This window comes from Hoyosella subflava DQS3-9A1, assembly GCF_000214175.1.
Taxonomy (GTDB): Bacteria; Actinomycetota; Actinomycetes; order Mycobacteriales; family Mycobacteriaceae; genus Hoyosella; species Hoyosella subflava.
Map to the genome: position 1 here is coordinate 1 of NC_015564.1, position 16,282 is coordinate 16,282.

A 16,282-nucleotide genomic window follows, 5' to 3' on the forward strand; every position below is an offset into this window, starting at 1 on the left:
GTGGATAACTATGTGGACAGTTGGCTCCGCAGCGTTGCGGAGCAAGTTCGGTTCAGTCGCTCGAGCGCGCACGCCGTGGCAGTCGAGATGGCGGGGGAGCGGACAACAACGAACGTATGCGGGCATCAATTGGAGCAGCGGAGGGTTTACACGGTGGAGAACGATCCACGTGCTCTCGCGGACGTCTGGATGAAGGTCGTCGAGGAACTTGCTTCAGGCGCATCGTCTGAAGGTCCAGCGCGGATGCTCAGCCGTAAAGATCGCGCACTCCTTCCGCTCGTCAAACCCCTAGATATTTCGAACGGCTTCGCGTTACTCGCGGCGCCTACTGCCTTTGCCAAGAAGGCGATCGAGAGCAGTCTTCGCGATCCGATAACAGAATCTCTGAGTCGTCACCTGGGCGAGCCAGTTGAGCTAGCAGTGCGGATCGCAGCTTCTTCGGATGTCGTTCCACTCGGCACCGAGTCCACAGCCACGGCGGCACAGTCATCGTCCTTGCACGACACATCCGAGTCAGATCACAGTTCCTACGACGTTCTGGTAGGCAATGGCGACGGGCCACTCGGTGATGATGCTCCCGACACCTTCGGTGCGGATCCCTTTGAATCCGACACGATCGACAACGCCTCCGCGGGGTGGCCGAACTACTTCACGCAGACTCCGAGGCCACCGCGGGCCGTTTCAGCGAAGTCCAGCCTGAATCCGAAGTACACCTTCGACACATTTGTTATCGGTGCCTCCAACAGGTTCGCTCACGCAGCCGCAGTGGCCATTGCGGAGGCGCCGGCTCGCGCCTACAACCCGCTGTTCGTTTGGGGCGAGTCCGGTCTGGGAAAGACTCATCTGCTCCACGCGACCGGTCACTACGCGCAGCGACTGTTCCCTGGCATGCGGGTCAAGTATGTGTCCACCGAGGAATTCACGAACGACTTCATCAATAGCCTTCGCGATGACAGACGCGTTGCGTTCAAGCGTCGTTACCGCGAGATCGACCTTCTGCTTATAGACGACATTCAGTTCATCGAAAATAAAGAAGGTATCCAGGAAGAGTTCTTCCACACCTTCAATACCCTGCACAACGCCAACAAGCAGATTCTGATCTCGTCAGATCGGCCACCCAAGCAACTCGCGACGCTCGAGGAGCGACTTCGCACGCGGTTCGAGTGGGGTCTCATCACTGATGTTCAACCTCCCGAACTCGAGACACGGATAGCGATCCTCAGCAAAAAAGCTCAGATGGACAGGCTTGACGTACCTGACGACGTCCTCGCGTTCATAGCAAGCCGAGTCGAGCGCAATATCCGGGAGCTCGAGGGAGCTCTCATCCGCGTGACTGCGTTCGCCTCACTCAATAGGCAAGCGATCGACCTTCGGCTAGCCGAAGTCGTACTACGCGACCTGGCGCCAGACTCAAGGACTCTAGAGATCACCGCGGCAACAATCATGTCGACAGTTGCGGAGTACTTCGGCATCAGCGTCGACGAGCTGTGCGGTCCCGGCCGCACCCGCGCCGTAGCGCAGGCACGCCAGATAGCGATGTATCTCTGTCGCGAGTTGACAGACCTATCGCTCCCCAAGATCGGCCAGGCTTTCGGACGCGATCACACCACGGTGATGCACGCCGATCGTAAAGTGCGTGCAGACATGGCCAACAGTCGTCGTGTCTACGAGCAGGTACAGGAACTTACTGCTCGCATCAGGCAGCGCTCCAAGATTTAGAATTCCACCTTCACGATCGTCGTGCTTCCGCGGCTTGTCGGCCGATGGCTCTGTGGATTAACTGGGGAAACGCGCAGTTTCTTGAGCTCCAATCGTGCCTCCATTCCCCGCTGTCCTGAGTGAACGCGGCGGCCAGTTCCGCCTCAAAGTTGCCCCTGAGCACGACACACCTACACGACACGCCGCAACAAACTGGTACTTAAGTACCAGTTTATGGTTATCTCTGCACGAAATCCGCCTGTGGATAGAGCTGTGTACAACTGTGGATTGCTGTGGGTAAGCCGGCCTTCTGTCCCCAGGCGCGAGAACTATGCACAGCCACGTACCAGTTATCCACCGTTCATCAACGTGTTAGTCCCCAGCAAGCAACCCGCCATTAGCAGCACGCTTGCTGGAGTATCCACAGGATCCACAACACCTATTACTACTACTGAGATCTCTTTAAAGGAGAAAGATAAAAAGCAGGTGTTGTGGATGACTCGTCGGTCCGCTCATACCCGCCGGGCCTTCCTCGCCGGCAGCGCAGTCACCGGCCTCAGACAAGGCCCATCGAACGGGTTACAGTGGGGATCCGATGCTCTACTGTTGTGGAGCGGTAGCGACCCGGCACCACAATCTTGTGGCCCTTCTGGAGCGGTGAGAGGACACGTCGAGCCCATGGAGCTTGCGAACCTGAAGTTTCGCGTTGCCCGCGACGACTTTTCTGACGGAGTCAGTTGGGTAGCACGAAATCTTCCGAGTAGGCCGGCCGTTCCTGTTCTTGGCGGTGTTTTACTCGACGCAACTGAATCAGGACTGACGATCTCCGGATTCGACTACGAGACCTCAGCGCAGATCACGGTGCCGGCCGAAATCGCTGGTGTCGGTCGTGCGCTGGTCTCAGGCCGGCTTCTGGCTGACATCACGAAGGCGCTGCCAGCCCGTCCTGTGGACGTCGATGTCGATGGGGCTCGCGTCCACATCATCTGCGGCAACGCCAAATTCAGCCTGCCGACGATGCCGGTCGAGGACTATCCCCAGCTACCAACAGTCCCCGAAGTTACTGGCTCCCTCCCGGCAGAGGTTTTCACTGAGTCGATTGCACAGGTCGCGGTTGCCGCGGGTAAAGATGACACGCTGCCCATGCTTACCGGGATCCGGGTCGAAATCTCGGGAGACGCCGTAGTCCTGGCTGCCACGGATCGTTTCCGCCTTGCCGTACGCACTATCGAGTGGACCCCGGAAGCCTCAGGGACCGAAACGTCGGTCCTTGTACCTGCGAAGACACTGTCTGAAGCCGGCAAGACGCTTGGTGGGGCCGGAAATGCCACAGTGAAACTCGCACTTGGGACAGGCGCGTCGCTCGCTTCAGAGGGACTGATTGGTGTCTTGGGTTCGGGCCGGCGCACGACGTCTCGACTTCTTGATGCCGAATTCCCCAAGTTCAGACAATTGCTGCCAACCTCCCATACGGCTCTCGCCGTTGTTGAGATCGCGCCGCTGGTGGACGCGATCAAGCGCGTAGCGCTTCTTGCAGAACGCGGCGCGCAGGTTCGGATGGATTTCTCTGAGGACGGCCTCCAGCTCTCGGCCGGCGGAGATGATGCCGGTAAGGCTGAGGAGTCGCTCCCCGTGGAGTTCGTAGGCACTCCCCTGGTGATTGCTTTCAACCCGACATATTTGCTCGATGGTCTCAACGCGCTACACACCGAAAAAGTCGTACTTGGCTTCACGCTTCCGAGCCGGCCAGCGGTTTTGCAGCCGGCGCCGGCGGATTTCGAGGTTCCTAGTGAGGCCGACGGATCGTACCCAGCGATCGACAGCCAGTACACGTATCTATTGATGCCCGTTCGTCTGCCAGGGTGACTGGCTGTTGTTCGTTCGTCATCTCGCACTGCATACATTCCGCTCGTGGTACGACGTCGAAATCGACCTCGCAGCGGGATGCACTGTGTTTCTCGGGCCAAACGGACACGGCAAAACGAATCTGCTGGAAGCGGTGAACTACCTCGCGACATTGAGCTCGCATCGAGTTTCCAGTGATCAGCCGCTAGTGCAAGAAGGATCTGAAGCTGCTCGCGTCACCGCTATCGCCGTCAATGCTGGGCGAGAGCTGCGAGTAGATCTCGAACTTCATGCCGGCAGAGCAAACAGGGCGCGTCTCAATCAGTCGCCTACTCGTCGGCCGCGCGACATACTCGGGGTTGTCCGTTCGGTTCTGTTCGCTCCGGAGGACCTGAGTCTTGTGAAGGGAGACCCCGGGGAACGCCGGCGTTTCCTCGATGATCTGCTGGTTTCACGGCGGCCGCAGCTCGCGGCAACCCGGTCCGACTACGATCGGATTCTCCGTCAGCGGACCGCACTGCTGAAAAGTCTCGGAGGGAATCGTCACCGCCAGCCAGATCCGGGTGCCCTTGCCACGCTTGATGTATGGGATGGTCACCTTGCACACACGGGGTCGGAGCTTCTGGGGGCGCGTTTCAGCCTTGTCGAAGAACTAGGGCCATTCGTCGCGGACTCGTACGCGCAAATTGCTCCGGGATCTCGCCCGGCAACTATCAGGTACAGAACCAGTCTTGGTGAGGACCTGCTGGCAGAGGCTGTGAATGACAAAGCCGCGCTGGAGGAGATGTTCCTGGATGCGCTGCGCGCTAATCGGGAACGCGAACTTGACCGAGGGGTTTGCTTGGTCGGACCACATCGAGACGATCTCGAACTCCAGCTGGGCGATCAGCCAGCAAAAGGGTATGCAAGCCACGGGGAGAGCTGGTCGTTTGCACTTTCGCTCAGGCTGGGCTCCTTCGCACTTCTCCGGTCTGACGGCACAGACCCGGTTCTACTCCTCGATGATGTATTCGCCGAGCTAGATCGCAAACGCCGTGATGCTCTTGCCCGACACGCGGCGACGGCTGAGCAGGTGCTGATCACAGCTGCCGTTGAAGATGACATTCCGATGACACTTGATGCTCGGGTGCGCGCTGTTCACGCGGAAATGTCAGAGGTCGCAGATAACGTAAGGCGTCGAGTATCACGAGTCTCAGATTGGAGCCGCAGTGAGCGAGTCTGAGTCCTCTCAAGGCAATAGTCCTGAAGCTCATCTTCGAGGAATTGACCTTGTGCGGAAGGTTCTTGACGACGCACGATCACGCGCGGGTACGCGAGCATCCGTGACAGGGCAGGGGCCAACTCCCTCGCGCAGTGAGCGCGGCACGAAGGGCAGGTCGCTGCGGCGAAGCTGGTCAGGCGCGAGACCTGATGATCGAGATCCCCAGCTACTGGGACAATTGGCTGGGAGCATCGCGAAACGCCGTGGCTGGACAGACAAGGTTGCTGCCGGCGCGGTTCTTGGCCGTTGGGAAACTGTCGTCGGATCTGATATCGCCTGCCATGCTGAACCCCGCTCGCTCGAACACGGTATTTTGACAGTGCAGGCAGAATCAACAGCGTGGGCAACCCAACTGCGTTACATGCAGTCACAGATCATCGCGCGAATCGCCGCCGCGGTGGGAAACGGCGTTGTCACTAAGCTCCGAATTCTCGGGCCGGCTGCACCTAGCTGGCGAAAGGGCGAGCTTCATGTCCGAGGACGAGGCCCGCGCGATACCTATGGGTAGCGTGGGCGGCGGCGAATCCGTCTCAGTATCGACGCACAGCACGCCGTATCAGCACAGGACCGAGGGTGTGGGGCGGCGAGCGACTAAGATAGCGAATTGATCATCCGCCACTCCCGGCCCGTTAGCGGGGCGGTACTGATTCAGTAGAAGGAGAGCTACCAGACCGTGGCTGCTCAAAAGTCCGGAAAGAGAAGTGGCGCCGATGCAGGCTATGGCGCTTCGTCCATCACCGTCCTCGAGGGTCTTGAGGCGGTCCGCAAGCGACCCGGCATGTATATCGGTTCGACTGGCGAGCGCGGTCTTCACCACCTGATATGGGAAGTCGTTGACAACTCTGTCGATGAGGCGATGGCAGGGCATGCCTCGCAGGTTCACGTGCGACTTCTCGAAGACGGCGGCGTTGAGGTTCGCGATGACGGTCGCGGCATCCCTGTCGGTATGCATTCGATGGGCCGGCCCACGGTCGAGGTTGTACTCACCCAGTTGCATGCCGGCGGTAAATTCGACTCAGACTCGTATGCAGTTTCCGGTGGTCTCCACGGTGTTGGTATCTCGGTCGTCAACGCACTGTCAACGCGCCTTGAAGTGGAAATTGACCGCGAGGGATCCCTCTGGAATCAGGTCTATACATACTCCGTCCCGGGTGAATTGACTCAAGTCGAACCGTCATCGAAGACAGGTACGGTCGTTCGCTTCTGGGCAGATCCGGATATCTTCGAGACCACCGAGTACAACTTCGAGACAGTCTCGCGGCGCCTCCAGGAAATGGCATTCCTGAACAAAGGGCTGACGATAAGTCTGACCGATGAACGGGTGTCGGATTCTGAGGTCACAGATGAGGTTGTCAGTGACACCGCGGAGCCGATCAAACATCGCGACGAAGCGGAGAAGTCAACGGAGTCGGGGCACAAGGTCAAGAAGCGCCTGTACCACTACCCGGGTGGACTAGAAGACTTCGTCAAACACATCAACAAGACAAAGCAAGCTATCCACACTTCCGTCGTGGGATTCACGGCGAAGGGCACGGGACACGAGCTTGAAATCGCGATGCAGTGGAACAACGGTTACTCGGAGTCCGTACACACATTCGCGAACACCATCAACACGCACGAAGGCGGAACGCATGAAGAGGGATTCCGCGCGGCGCTGACCAGCGTGGTCAATCGTTACGCGAAGGAAAAGAAGCTCCTCAAAGAGAAGGATCCTAACCTCAGCGGTGATGATGTTCGCGAAGGCCTTGCGGCCGTCGTGTCGGTGAAGATCAGCGAACCCCAGTTCGAGGGCCAGACGAAGACGAAACTCGGGAACACTGAGGTCAAGTCGTTCGTGCAGAAAGCGTGCAACGAAAACCTCGGCCACTGGTTCGAAGCGAACCCGACTGAAGCAAAAATCATCATCAATAAAGCTGTTTCTTCGGCTCAAGCTCGCATGGCTGCGCGGCGGGCTCGCGAGCTAGTCCGGCGGAAATCTGCGACCGATCTGGGCGGTCTTCCTGGAAAGCTCGCGGACTGCCGGTCCAGTGATCCCTCGATTTCGGAGCTCTACATTGTGGAGGGTGACTCCGCCGGCGGTTCCGCCAAGTCCGGTCGTGACTCCATGTTCCAGGCGATTCTCCCGTTGCGCGGAAAGATCATCAATGTGGAGAAGGCCCGGATTGACCGGGTGCTCAAGAACACTGAAGTGCAAGCAATCATCACGGCTCTCGGCACCGGAATCCACGACGAATTCGATGTCGCGAAGCTGCGCTATCACAAGATCATTCTGATGGCGGACGCGGACGTGGATGGTCAGCACATTTCGACTCTCCTTTTGACGCTGCTGTTCCGGTTCATGCGCCCACTGATCGAGCAGGGCCACGTATTCCTGGCGGCGCCACCGTTGTACAAACTGAAGTGGAGCAAAGGCGAGCCGGATTTCGCGTACTCGGATCGTGAACGGGATGGGCTACTGCAGCGCGGGCTCGAGGCCAACCGGAAGATCAACACGAACGACGGAGTCCAGCGCTACAAGGGTCTCGGTGAGATGAACGCGAAGGAACTGTGGGAAACCACGATGGATCCGAGTGTCCGCGTTCTCCGTCAGGTAACGCTTGACGATGCGGCGGCCGCTGATGAGTTGTTCTCGATCCTGATGGGTGAGGACGTCAGTGCGCGCCGCAGTTTCATCACACGGAATGCGAAGGATGTCCGTTTCCTCGACGTCTGACGTCGAAAGAATGCGACGATCACAAGTTCAGTGGCGAGTCACTTGCCCACTGATTTGACCTGCGCGGATAGGCTGAACTCAGTGCATAGGGTCTTCAGTTGGGTACCGGGTTCGAGTCCTGGGGTGAAGAAGAGAAGAAGGAGCACATGACCGACACCACGTTGCCGCCGGAGGAGACTCCCGGCGACCGCATCGAGCCTGTTGACATCCAGCAGGAGATGCAGCGTAGCTACATCGACTACGCGATGAGCGTGATCGTAGGTCGGGCACTCCCCGAGGTCCGCGACGGCTTGAAGCCGGTTCATCGCCGTGTTCTCTACGCGATGTTTGACGCAGGGTTCCGGCCAGACCGCGGCTACGTGAAGTCGTCCCGCGTCGTGGGTGAGGTGATGGGTAACTACCATCCCCACGGCGATACGTCGATTTATGACACCATGGTGCGTCTCGCTCAGCCCTGGTCGATGCGGTACCCGCTGATTGACGGCCAGGGTAACTTCGGGTCACCCGGCAACGATCCGCCAGCCGCGATGAGGTACACCGAGGCGCGCCTGACTCCGCTTGCCATGGAGATGCTGCGCGACATTCGGGAAGACACGGTCGACTTCGCGGCGAACTACGACGGCAAAACGCGGGAACCCACGGTCCTGCCCAGCCGGATTCCGAACCTGCTCATCAATGGTTCCGGCGGCATTGCCGTCGGTATGGCGACGAATATCCCTCCCCATAACCTGCGTGAGGTCGCCGCCGCGATCTTCTGGTGCCTGGAGAACTACGAGGCCGATGAGGAAACAACCCTCATTGCGATGTGCGAGCGCATCAAGGGCCCGGACTTTCCGACATCTGGCCTGATAGTGGGTTCGGATGGGATCTCGGAGGCATACTCGACCGGGCGTGGCTCCATCCGTATGCGGGGGGTCACGGAAATCGAAGAGGATAACCGCGGGCGCACGCAGATCGTCATCAAAGAACTCCCCTATCAGGTCAACCCTGATAACTTGATCACGTCGATCGCGGAGCAGGTACGCGACCAGAAACTCACCGGGATCTCGGAGATTCAGGATGAGTCGTCGGATCGTATCGGCATGCGCATCGTGGTGACGGTGAAGCGTGACGCGGTGGCCAAGGTCGTCCTGAATAACCTCTACAAGCACACCCAGCTGCAGAACAGCTTCGGTGTGAATATGCTCTCGATCGTCGATGGTGTGCCGCGTACGCTGCGGCTTGATCAGATGATCCGCTTGTATGTGGCACATCAGCTCGATGTGATCATCCGCCGTACCAAATTCCGGCTCAAGCAAGCCGAGGAACGTGCCCACATCTTGCGGGGTCTCGTCAAGGCTCTGGATGCACTGGATGAGGTCATCGCTCTGATCCGTCGCTCACAGACGGTGGATATCGCCCGCACCGGGTTGATGGAGCTTCTCGATGTCGATGAGATTCAGGCAGATGCGATTCTCGCGATGCAGCTCCGGCGTCTCGCTGCCCTCGAGCGGCAGAAGATCGTTGATGAGCTCGCCGAAATCGAGCGCGAGATTGAAGACCTCAAAGACATTCTCGCCCGGCCTGAGCGGCAACGGCAGATTGTCCATGACGAGCTCGCGGAGATCGTCGAGAAGTACGGCGATGAACGCCGCACGAGAATCATCCAGGGTGAGGGTGACGTCGCGGACGAGGACCTCATCGCTCGCGAAGACGTCGTGGTGACCATCACTGAGACGGGTTACGCGAAGCGTACAAAAACCGATCTCTACCGGGCTCAGCGTAGGGGCGGTAAGGGTGTGCAGGGTGCCGGCCTGAAGCAGGACGACATGGTGCGGCACTTCTTCGTCACCTCGACGCACGATTGGATTCTGTTCTTCACGACGAAGGGCCGGGTCTACCGCGTCAAGGCATACGAGCTGCCGGAAATGAGTCGTACCGCGCGCGGGCAGCATGTCGCCAACCTGTTGGCCTTCCAGCCTGGCGAGAAGATTGCCCAGATCATTGCGATCAAGGGCTACCAGGACGCGCCATACCTTGTCCTTGCGACCAGGAACGGGTTGGTGAAGAAGTCTCGTCTCGAGGACTTCGATTCCAATCGCAGTGGCGGAATCGTCGCGATCAACCTGCGTGAGAACGACGAGCTGGTCGGTGCGGTTCTCTGCTCCTCGGATGATGATCTAATCCTGGTTTCCGGTAAGGGACAAGCGATCAGGTTCGCCGCGACAGACGAGGCGCTGCGACCCATGGGCCGGGCAACCTCGGGCGTGCAAGGTATGCGCTTCAACACTGATGATGAGCTGCTGTCACTGAACGTCGTGCAAGAGACGATGTTCCTCCTGGTCGCCACCTCTGGTGGGTACGCGAAGCGGACTCCGCTCGACGAATACCCAGTCCAGAACCGCGGTGGCAAGGGCGTGCTGACGATCCAGTTTGACGCTCGTCGTGGCACGCTGGTGGGCGCAATTATCGTTGACATGAAAGATGAGCTGTATGCGATAACCTCCGGTGGTGGCATCATCCGCACAGCCGCCAGCCAGGTTCGCAAGGCCGGCCGCCAAACCAAGGGCGTGCGTTTGATGAACCTGGGCGAGGGGGCCAATCTCCTCGCAATCGCTCGTAATGCGGATGAGCCCGAAGAACCCGACGCACCAGAGGAGTCCTAAGTGGCAGCCTCAGAAAATACGACCGACAGCACGACTGAGAACGCCAGTTCAAAGAGTGCTGCCCAGACGACGTCCGCAGCGGACAAGGGCAAGTCGTCCGCTGCGGCGCCTCCACGACGCCGTCCGCCGGTGACTGTCACGGCAAAACCCACCCAGGCGGGACTAAGGGCGAGTGTTCAGATACGTGAAATCGATCCATGGTCGACACTGAAAATCTCCGCAATCATCTCCGCGGCACTTTTCCTTGTGTGGATGATCGCCGTGGGGACGCTGTACTTGGTCCTCGAGTTCATGAATGTCTGGGACCGGCTCAACAGTGCATTCCTGGAGATCGTGGATGAAGGGGCGGCGGGAGAGATAATCAGCGCCAGCCAGATCTTTGGCTGGACAGCGGCAATCGGCTTCATCAATATGATTCTTTTCACCGCCCTGCTGACCCTTGCATCATTCATTTACAACCTGGCATCGGACCTTGTCGGAGGGATCGAAGTCACTCTCGCTGACCGCGACTAGGGGTCAGCGAAAGTTCCGGTGAAGCGAGTCGTGAACTGCGGTTTTGGTACTTTGCTCTGCAGTAGGGTAGTCTCGCTTCTCGGTTCACGGGCCTATAGCTCAGGCGGTTAGAGCGCTTCCCTGATAAGGAAGAGGTCGGAGGTTCAAGTCCTCCTAGGCCCACTCCGGTAAGGTTCTCGATATGCGAATTATCAAGATCCTCACCGCGGCTGGAATCGGAATCGCTGTGGGACTTGGTGTCATTAAAATCATCAAATCCCGTGAGAGCGAGTACGCGGCCGAAACCTGGCACACCCTGCCATTCGAGGGGACTGCTGGGAGCTAGTACGAGGGGCCTTAGCTCAATTGGTAGAGCACCGCCTTTGCAAGGCGGGGGTTAGGGGTTCGATTCCCCTAGGCTCCACTTGGAGTAAGACGTTTAGCCCTGTCCCGTCTTAACGCGAGGCAGGGTTTTCTCGTCTCCAGACCCAGGTATCGCCGCCGCGCTCCCCCGTCGGGGAATCGCCCCGACGAGACCGATCAGCGTGAGTGCGGCAGCGACAAGGAAGAGCGAGCGAAGACCGGCGACATCTGCAATTAGCCCTAGCGTCGTCGGGCCACCGATCGAACCCACTGCTAACAGCAAGAGGGTCGCGCTGAAGCCGGCGGAGGGGCGGTCGGGAAAAACTTCAGAGCTCCATAGTGCCAGCAGAGCGGACATCATCATGAAGCTCGGCCCGTACAGCGCCGCCGAGATGCCGATTGCTAGCCATGATCCTGGTGATAATCCCAATAACGCGATCGCCACAGTGAGCAAAAGCAGCGCTGCCACTAGCACTCTTCGCAGACCGAAGCGTCCGACGAGGTCTCCAGTCGCTAGACCTGCAACGCCAGTTATGCCCACGAGTGTCCATAGAATCGATCGCGTGGCGGGTGGCAAGCCATTGTCCAATACGATATCGGCTGCATACGTCCAGTAGAAGGCACCGGAGAACCCGAATATCAAAGCCACGAGGAACAGCGGTAACGAGGGAGTGTTGACATACCAGCGCCAAGTCGGTCGGGACCTGCCGAGGGCAAGGTTGGCGCCACGCGCACCTCGTTGACTCTCTGCGCCGGAGGCCGGGTTGTAAGGCTTGTTCGGCAGTATCCTGGCGTTCCATATAGTGCATGCGAGCGCGACTAGGGCGAACAACAGCCAGGCGACTCGCCACGTGGCGCCGGCGAACAGTGTGATCGGTCCAGACACTAGGAGACCGAAAGCGGTGCCGGTACTGACGATCGAAAGCGTGCGGTTCCGAGCCCCTGGCCTGATGAGTTGAGCTACTGCATCAGAGAAAGGCGCCCATGCCCAGCCCGGGCTGGTGCTTGCGATCAGTACCCCTGCCGCCAGCACCACGGAATTGGGAGCCGCGGCAATAAGGATCATCCCGGTCGTTGCGAATAGCCCCGCCAAGATTATGGGGAATCGAGGGTTGAGACGGGAGGAGAGGAAGCCAGCCAGGAGTAGGGCGATCAAGTAGCTGGCGTAAGAACCGCCAGATATGAGCCCTAGTGATCCGGTCGACAACCCAAACTCGTCGCGAAAGACGGGGACGAACAGGCCGTAGCCATAGCGAGCGAACCCGAACGCGACCGCAATCATCCCCATCCCAGCGAGGCCCAGCTGCCATGTCTTGTCCGTCATCATTGTTGCCACTTTCGGGTCTGTGCCTGCCCGCCCAGCTAGGCGGGGTTTCCTTCGTTGTGTCCGCATCACGCGGGGGCAGCGTGCAGCTCCGTTGTTACTGGTAAAAATCGTACGTTGGTAACAGTTACCGGTCAATGTTGTTAGACGGTAATCTATAGGGAGATGCGTGAGTCGTAGACGAGAGAAGCCCGATTGAAGCCTGACGATCTGAAACCAGCGCCCGAGCCTTTGAGGCTGCTACAGCGGTTCGTGAACACCAGGAGCTTGATGCGGAATGTGGATCACCTTGCCAGTTCGAGGAGCTTTGCTGAGTGGCTCGATGAACTGGGCTATGGGCTTGCAAATGCGCCCCTCGAACCTGAGGAGCTTGAACGCTTGCTGAGGCTCCGCGAGACTTTGCGGACGATCTTGGTCGCACATACCAGGGGAACGGCTCCACAAATGGAGTCGGCTATTGCGGAGCTCAACCGCATTCTTGACCGGGTGCCGCTGCACGTCTCATTCTCATCGGCAGGCCAGCCTCAGCTGGCCCCGCGTTCAGCCACACTCAAGGGCTTCGAGGAGCGATTGGTGGCTGGTGCCGTATGGGCAGTACACGCTGGAATCTGGGAACGGCTGAAAGTATGTGCCAACAAAGATTGCGGATGGGCTTTCTACGACCGTTCTAAGAATCGATCGGGTAGTTGGTGTGACATGGACATGTGTGGTTCCAGAGCCAAGATGCGCTCCTACCGTCAGAGACAGAGTTCAAGCGCGGCCCAGATTCATGGTCACGTCGGTGACAACTAGTCAAGATCGCGGCCCTAGTCGTAGGTGTCACTGAACCGGTGACGTGAGGATATGCAACGATAGCGAGAAATGATCGTCGCTGGGGGTGGCTGTGAAATCACGCTCTGCGGTTCTGTCGAACATGGGACAGTCGCGTCCTTTCGCGGAAACCGCACCACTGCAGATTCTCGACGTGGACATCGATTCGCCGGGCCCGGGTGAGGTGCTAGTGCAGATCGAGGCTGCCGGTGTCTGCCATTCAGATCTGTCAGTACTCACGGGCCAGCGACCCCGACCTATGCCTATGGCGATTGGCCACGAGGCTGCGGGGCGCGTTGTGGAAGTGGGGCCCGACGTTCCAGGTATCGGGCCTGACGACCACGTGGTGCTTGCTTTCATGCCGCATTGCGGCGCGTGCGCGAATTGCGTAGCGGGGAGAACGACACTCTGCATTCCCGGGGGACAGAGCAACCGAGAAGGCGCTCTGCTGGGCGGTCATCACCGGCTCAATGTGGGCGGGCGGCGTGTCAACCACCATCTTGGAGTTTCTGCATTCAGTGAATACGCGGTCGTGCACCATTCGTCCGCAGTTGTGATCGACGACGATATTCCCTTCGAGATCGCCGCGGTGTTCGGCTGTGCCATGCTCACCGGTGCAGGAGCAGTCCTCAACACAGCGGGAGTGCAGCAGGGTGAAAGCGTATGCGTTATCGGCCTCGGGGGTGTGGGACTCGCTGCCGTCCTTGGTGCGGTCATTGCGGGAGCCAACCCGATCGTCGCGATCGACCCAGTGGAATCGAAGCGACAACTGGCGCTCGAACTCGGTGCTACACACGCGTGCCATCCGGGGGATGCCGCTCGCCTCATTGGCAGCCTGACAAGGGACGGGACGAGATGGGCGATCGAAGCGGCAGGCGTGGTCCCAGCGATGGAACAGGCTTTTTCACTGATCGGCCGTGGCGGCGCGGTGGTCTCCGTCGGGCTGCCCGCGCCGGACGCGCAATTGACGCTCCCAGCTGTGGCTTTCGTGGCTGATGCGAAGAGTTTCATCGGCTCATACATGGGCTCCTGTCAGCCGCAGCGTGACATTCCCAGGATGATCGCGTGGTGGCGGCAGGGCCTTCTGCCTGTCGAGAAGCTGGTGGACGGAACGTATCCGTTGAGCTCGGTGAATTGGGCGATGGATCGACTGGCCGAAGGCGCAGCGGTCCGGCAGATCCTTCTTCCCCAGATGCAGGAGACGGAGTGACACTCCCAGTTGCGGCAGACTTCCCCGTGCTGTGGCCAATAGCGACGCGCTGGGCGGATAACGACCACTACGGGCACGTCAACAACGTTGTCTACTACTCGTTTTTTGACACTGCGGTGAACGCGTGGCTGATACAGGCGACCGGGGTCGATATCCGGTCCCTATCAGCAATAGGGGTCGTGGCCGAAACGTCATGCACGTATCACGCTGAACTGTCGTTCCCTGAGCAGATACAGGTAGGGATAGCTTGCGAGCGGCTCGGGAGTCGCAGCATTACCTACCGGCTCGCGATCTTCCGTAACAGTCGTGACGGCCTGACGGCCGCCGCGACTGGCCGGTTTGTGCACGTCTACGTGGATGGTTCGACGCGCAAGCCAGTCGCGGTTCCCGAGCCGATCAGGCGAGCTGTAGCCGAGAATCTCGACTAGCGGGTGCGGGCTCCAGCACGGCGGTCACGCTGGTGACCGGACCCGGTCTGTGCACGTCCACCGCGGCCACGTGATTGTGGTGCACCTGCCCGGCTTGGCCGCCTGGGGGTGTGTGACCGCTCCGGACGTGGAGCCGGCGGCGTGTAGGGCACCGTTGCGGCGACCTCACCCACGAGGGAGGTGACAACCTCGCAGGCCGGCGTTACGCGACGACCCGTTGCGTTGATTTCGGCTTTGCGCAGGAGCCGCTTGATGTCCCCGCGTTGCTGGGGCAGCACGAGGGTGACGACGTCGCCCTCGCTGCCGGCACGCGCGGTGCGACCCGAACGGTGCAGATAGGCCTTGTGCTCCATCGGGGGATCCACGTGTACGACGAGTTCGACGTTGTCCACGTGGACGCCTCGGGCGGCCACGTCGGTCGCCACGAGCACCTTGACGTTCCCGCTGCCGAACGCGGTGAGGTTCCGGTCGCGCTGCGGCTGGGAAAGGTTGCCGTGCAGGTCAACTGCGGGGATTCCTTGTTCCGTCAGTTGGCGCGCGAGTCGCTTGGCGTGGTGCTTGGTTCGCATGAAGAGAATTCGGCGCCCCGAACCAGAGGCCAGGGTGCGCACGAGTTCCTTCTTCTCCGCTTCACCATCGATTTCGAAGATGTGATGTGACATCGCTGCGACGTGCGAGGTGGCTTCATCGACCGAATGCAGTACTGCGTTGGTCAGGAACCGTTTAACCAGCTTGTCCACACCATTATCGAGCGTCGCGGAGAACATCAGTCGCTGCCCGCGCGGCGGGGTGGCGGCCAGGATGCGCGTGACGACCGGAAGGAAGCCGAGGTCAGCCATATGGTCGGCCTCATCGAGGACAGTGATCTCCACGGCATCGAGTGATACGTGCCGTTGCCGCATAAGATCCTCAAGCCGGCCGGGGCAGGCAACAACAATATCCGCACCCCGGTTGAGAGCGACAACCTGACGATGCTGGCTCACTCCGCCAAACACCGTTGTTGTCGTCAGCTTCATCGCCGCGGCCAGCGGCTGGATGACGGCAGCAATCTGTGTGGCGAGTTCGCGGGTAGGTGCGAGGACGAGACCTCGGGGCAGCCCCGGCTTGCGTGTGCCGCCGCTAAGGCGAGTTACCAGCGGCAAGGCGAATGCCAAAGTTTTTCCAGATCCCGTCTTGCCGCGGCCGAGGACGTCACGGCCTTGCAGAGAATCGGGCAGGGTTTCAGCCTGGATCGGGAAGGGACTTGTTTTCCCAGCACTCCTGAGTTCCGCGACAAGTGAGGCGGGTACGCCAAGCGCAGCGAAGTCGGAGGAGGGTGCAGTGTTACTCATGGTGCCTTTCAGGCATTGGCGCTCAAGGCAGCCCGGCACAGCGTAAATACTGTGTCCCTGCCGTCAGCGGAAATGGCGAACGCGCAGCTGCGCATCCGTTCGCCGTATTAAGAATCATCGACCCGCGCTCAACGCGGGGAGAGAGGAAGTCGTCTACGACGC

General features: G+C 59.6%; 12 protein-coding genes, 2 tRNA genes and 1 pseudogene. 13 read left to right on the forward strand and 2 right to left on the reverse strand.

All coding sequences use genetic code 11. The features are described 5' to 3' along the window. Positions 1 to 222 precede the first annotated feature (222 nt). From dnaA to AS9A_RS00045, 10 genes and pseudogenes are all read left to right on the forward strand, one after another. Positions 223 to 1,719, forward strand: a pseudogene (gene dnaA, locus AS9A_RS00005) (chromosomal replication initiator protein DnaA); the annotation flags it as partial. Positions 1,720 to 2,376: 657 nt separating this feature from the next. Continuing rightward, positions 2,377 to 3,564, forward strand: coding sequence for a DNA polymerase III subunit beta (gene dnaN, locus AS9A_RS00010; protein ID WP_041450743.1), 1,188 nt, complete (start codon positions 2,377 to 2,379; stop codon positions 3,562 to 3,564). 7 nt (positions 3,565 to 3,571) lie between these two features. Then, positions 3,572 to 4,765, forward strand: coding sequence for a DNA replication/repair protein RecF (gene recF, locus AS9A_RS00015; protein ID WP_013804815.1), 1,194 nt, complete (start codon positions 3,572 to 3,574; stop codon positions 4,763 to 4,765). Continuing rightward, on the forward strand, positions 4,752 to 5,312 hold the full coding sequence (locus AS9A_RS00020) for a DUF721 family protein (RefSeq protein ID WP_041450744.1): 561 nt from the start codon (positions 4,752 to 4,754) through the stop codon (positions 5,310 to 5,312). Before recF ends, AS9A_RS00020 begins: the two co-directional genes overlap by 14 nt. 165 nt (positions 5,313 to 5,477) lie before the next feature. Further along, on the forward strand, positions 5,478 to 7,517 hold the full coding sequence (gene gyrB, locus AS9A_RS00025; protein ID WP_013804817.1) for a DNA topoisomerase (ATP-hydrolyzing) subunit B: 2,040 nt from the start codon (positions 5,478 to 5,480) through the stop codon (positions 7,515 to 7,517). A gap of 146 nt (positions 7,518 to 7,663) precedes the next feature. Beyond that, positions 7,664 to 10,162 carry a DNA gyrase subunit A gene (gene gyrA, locus AS9A_RS00030; protein ID WP_041450745.1) on the forward strand — a complete coding sequence of 833 codons (2,499 nt, stop codon included), beginning with the start codon at positions 7,664 to 7,666 and terminating at the stop codon, positions 10,160 to 10,162. Next, positions 10,163 to 10,675: a DUF3566 domain-containing protein gene (locus tag AS9A_RS00035; protein ID WP_049793616.1), complete on the forward strand. Its 513-nt coding sequence runs from the start codon at positions 10,163 to 10,165 to the stop codon at positions 10,673 to 10,675. 88 nt (positions 10,676 to 10,763) lie between these two features. Then, positions 10,764 to 10,837, forward strand: a tRNA-Ile gene (locus AS9A_RS00040). A 19-nt stretch (positions 10,838 to 10,856) separates the two neighbouring features. Continuing rightward, positions 10,857 to 11,000 (forward strand): hypothetical protein, encoded by a 144-nt coding sequence (locus AS9A_RS24015; protein WP_013804821.1) that lies wholly within the window; start codon positions 10,857 to 10,859, stop codon positions 10,998 to 11,000. A 5-nt stretch (positions 11,001 to 11,005) separates the two neighbouring features. Next, positions 11,006 to 11,078, forward strand: a tRNA-Ala gene (locus AS9A_RS00045). A gap of 15 nt (positions 11,079 to 11,093) precedes the next feature. Here the strand turns inward: AS9A_RS00045 and AS9A_RS00050 are convergent. Then, on the reverse strand, positions 11,094 to 12,344 hold the full coding sequence (locus AS9A_RS00050) for an MFS transporter (protein ID WP_049793617.1): 1,251 nt from the start codon (positions 12,342 to 12,344) through the stop codon (positions 11,094 to 11,096). Positions 12,345 to 12,572: 228 nt separating this feature from the next. Between AS9A_RS00050 and AS9A_RS24895 the strand changes: the two genes are divergently transcribed. From AS9A_RS24895 to AS9A_RS00065, 3 genes are all read left to right on the forward strand, one after another. Beyond that, a complete protein-coding gene (locus tag AS9A_RS24895) occupies positions 12,573 to 13,133 on the forward strand; it encodes a CGNR zinc finger domain-containing protein (RefSeq protein ID WP_407636582.1) in 561 nt (186 codons plus the stop codon). 91 nt (positions 13,134 to 13,224) lie between these two features. Beyond that, positions 13,225 to 14,361: an alcohol dehydrogenase catalytic domain-containing protein gene (locus AS9A_RS00060; RefSeq protein ID WP_041451297.1), complete on the forward strand. Its 1,137-nt coding sequence runs from the start codon at positions 13,225 to 13,227 to the stop codon at positions 14,359 to 14,361. Beyond that, the gene (locus AS9A_RS00065; protein ID WP_013804824.1) at positions 14,358 to 14,789 is read left to right on the forward strand and encodes an acyl-CoA thioesterase; all 432 of its coding nucleotides are present in this window, start codon (positions 14,358 to 14,360) and stop codon (positions 14,787 to 14,789) included. The genes AS9A_RS00060 and AS9A_RS00065 overlap by 4 nt, the downstream gene beginning before the upstream one ends. Here the strand turns inward: AS9A_RS00065 and AS9A_RS00070 are convergent. Continuing rightward, positions 14,786 to 16,120 carry a DEAD/DEAH box helicase gene (locus tag AS9A_RS00070; protein ID WP_013804825.1) on the reverse strand — a complete coding sequence of 445 codons (1,335 nt, stop codon included), beginning with the start codon at positions 16,118 to 16,120 and terminating at the stop codon, positions 14,786 to 14,788. The two genes, AS9A_RS00065 and AS9A_RS00070, sit on opposite strands and share 4 nt — an antisense overlap. Positions 16,121 to 16,282: the final 162 nt, after the last annotated feature.

Excerpts from the sequence above, each read along its gene's own strand:
- dnaN (WP_041450743.1), top strand. The coding sequence starts at position 2,377 with ATGGAGCTTGCGAACCTGAAGTTTCGCGTTGCCCGCGACGACTTTTCT.
- gyrA (WP_041450745.1), top strand. The coding sequence starts at position 7,664 with ATGACCGACACCACGTTGCCGCCGGAGGAGACTCCCGGCGACCGCATC.
- AS9A_RS24015 (WP_013804821.1), top strand. The coding sequence starts at position 10,857 with ATGCGAATTATCAAGATCCTCACCGCGGCTGGAATCGGAATCGCTGTG.
- AS9A_RS00050 (WP_049793617.1), bottom strand. The coding sequence starts at position 12,344 with ATGATGACGGACAAGACATGGCAGCTGGGCCTCGCTGGGATGGGGATG.
- AS9A_RS00070 (WP_013804825.1), bottom strand. The coding sequence starts at position 16,120 with ATGAGTAACACTGCACCCTCCTCCGACTTCGCTGCGCTTGGCGTACCC.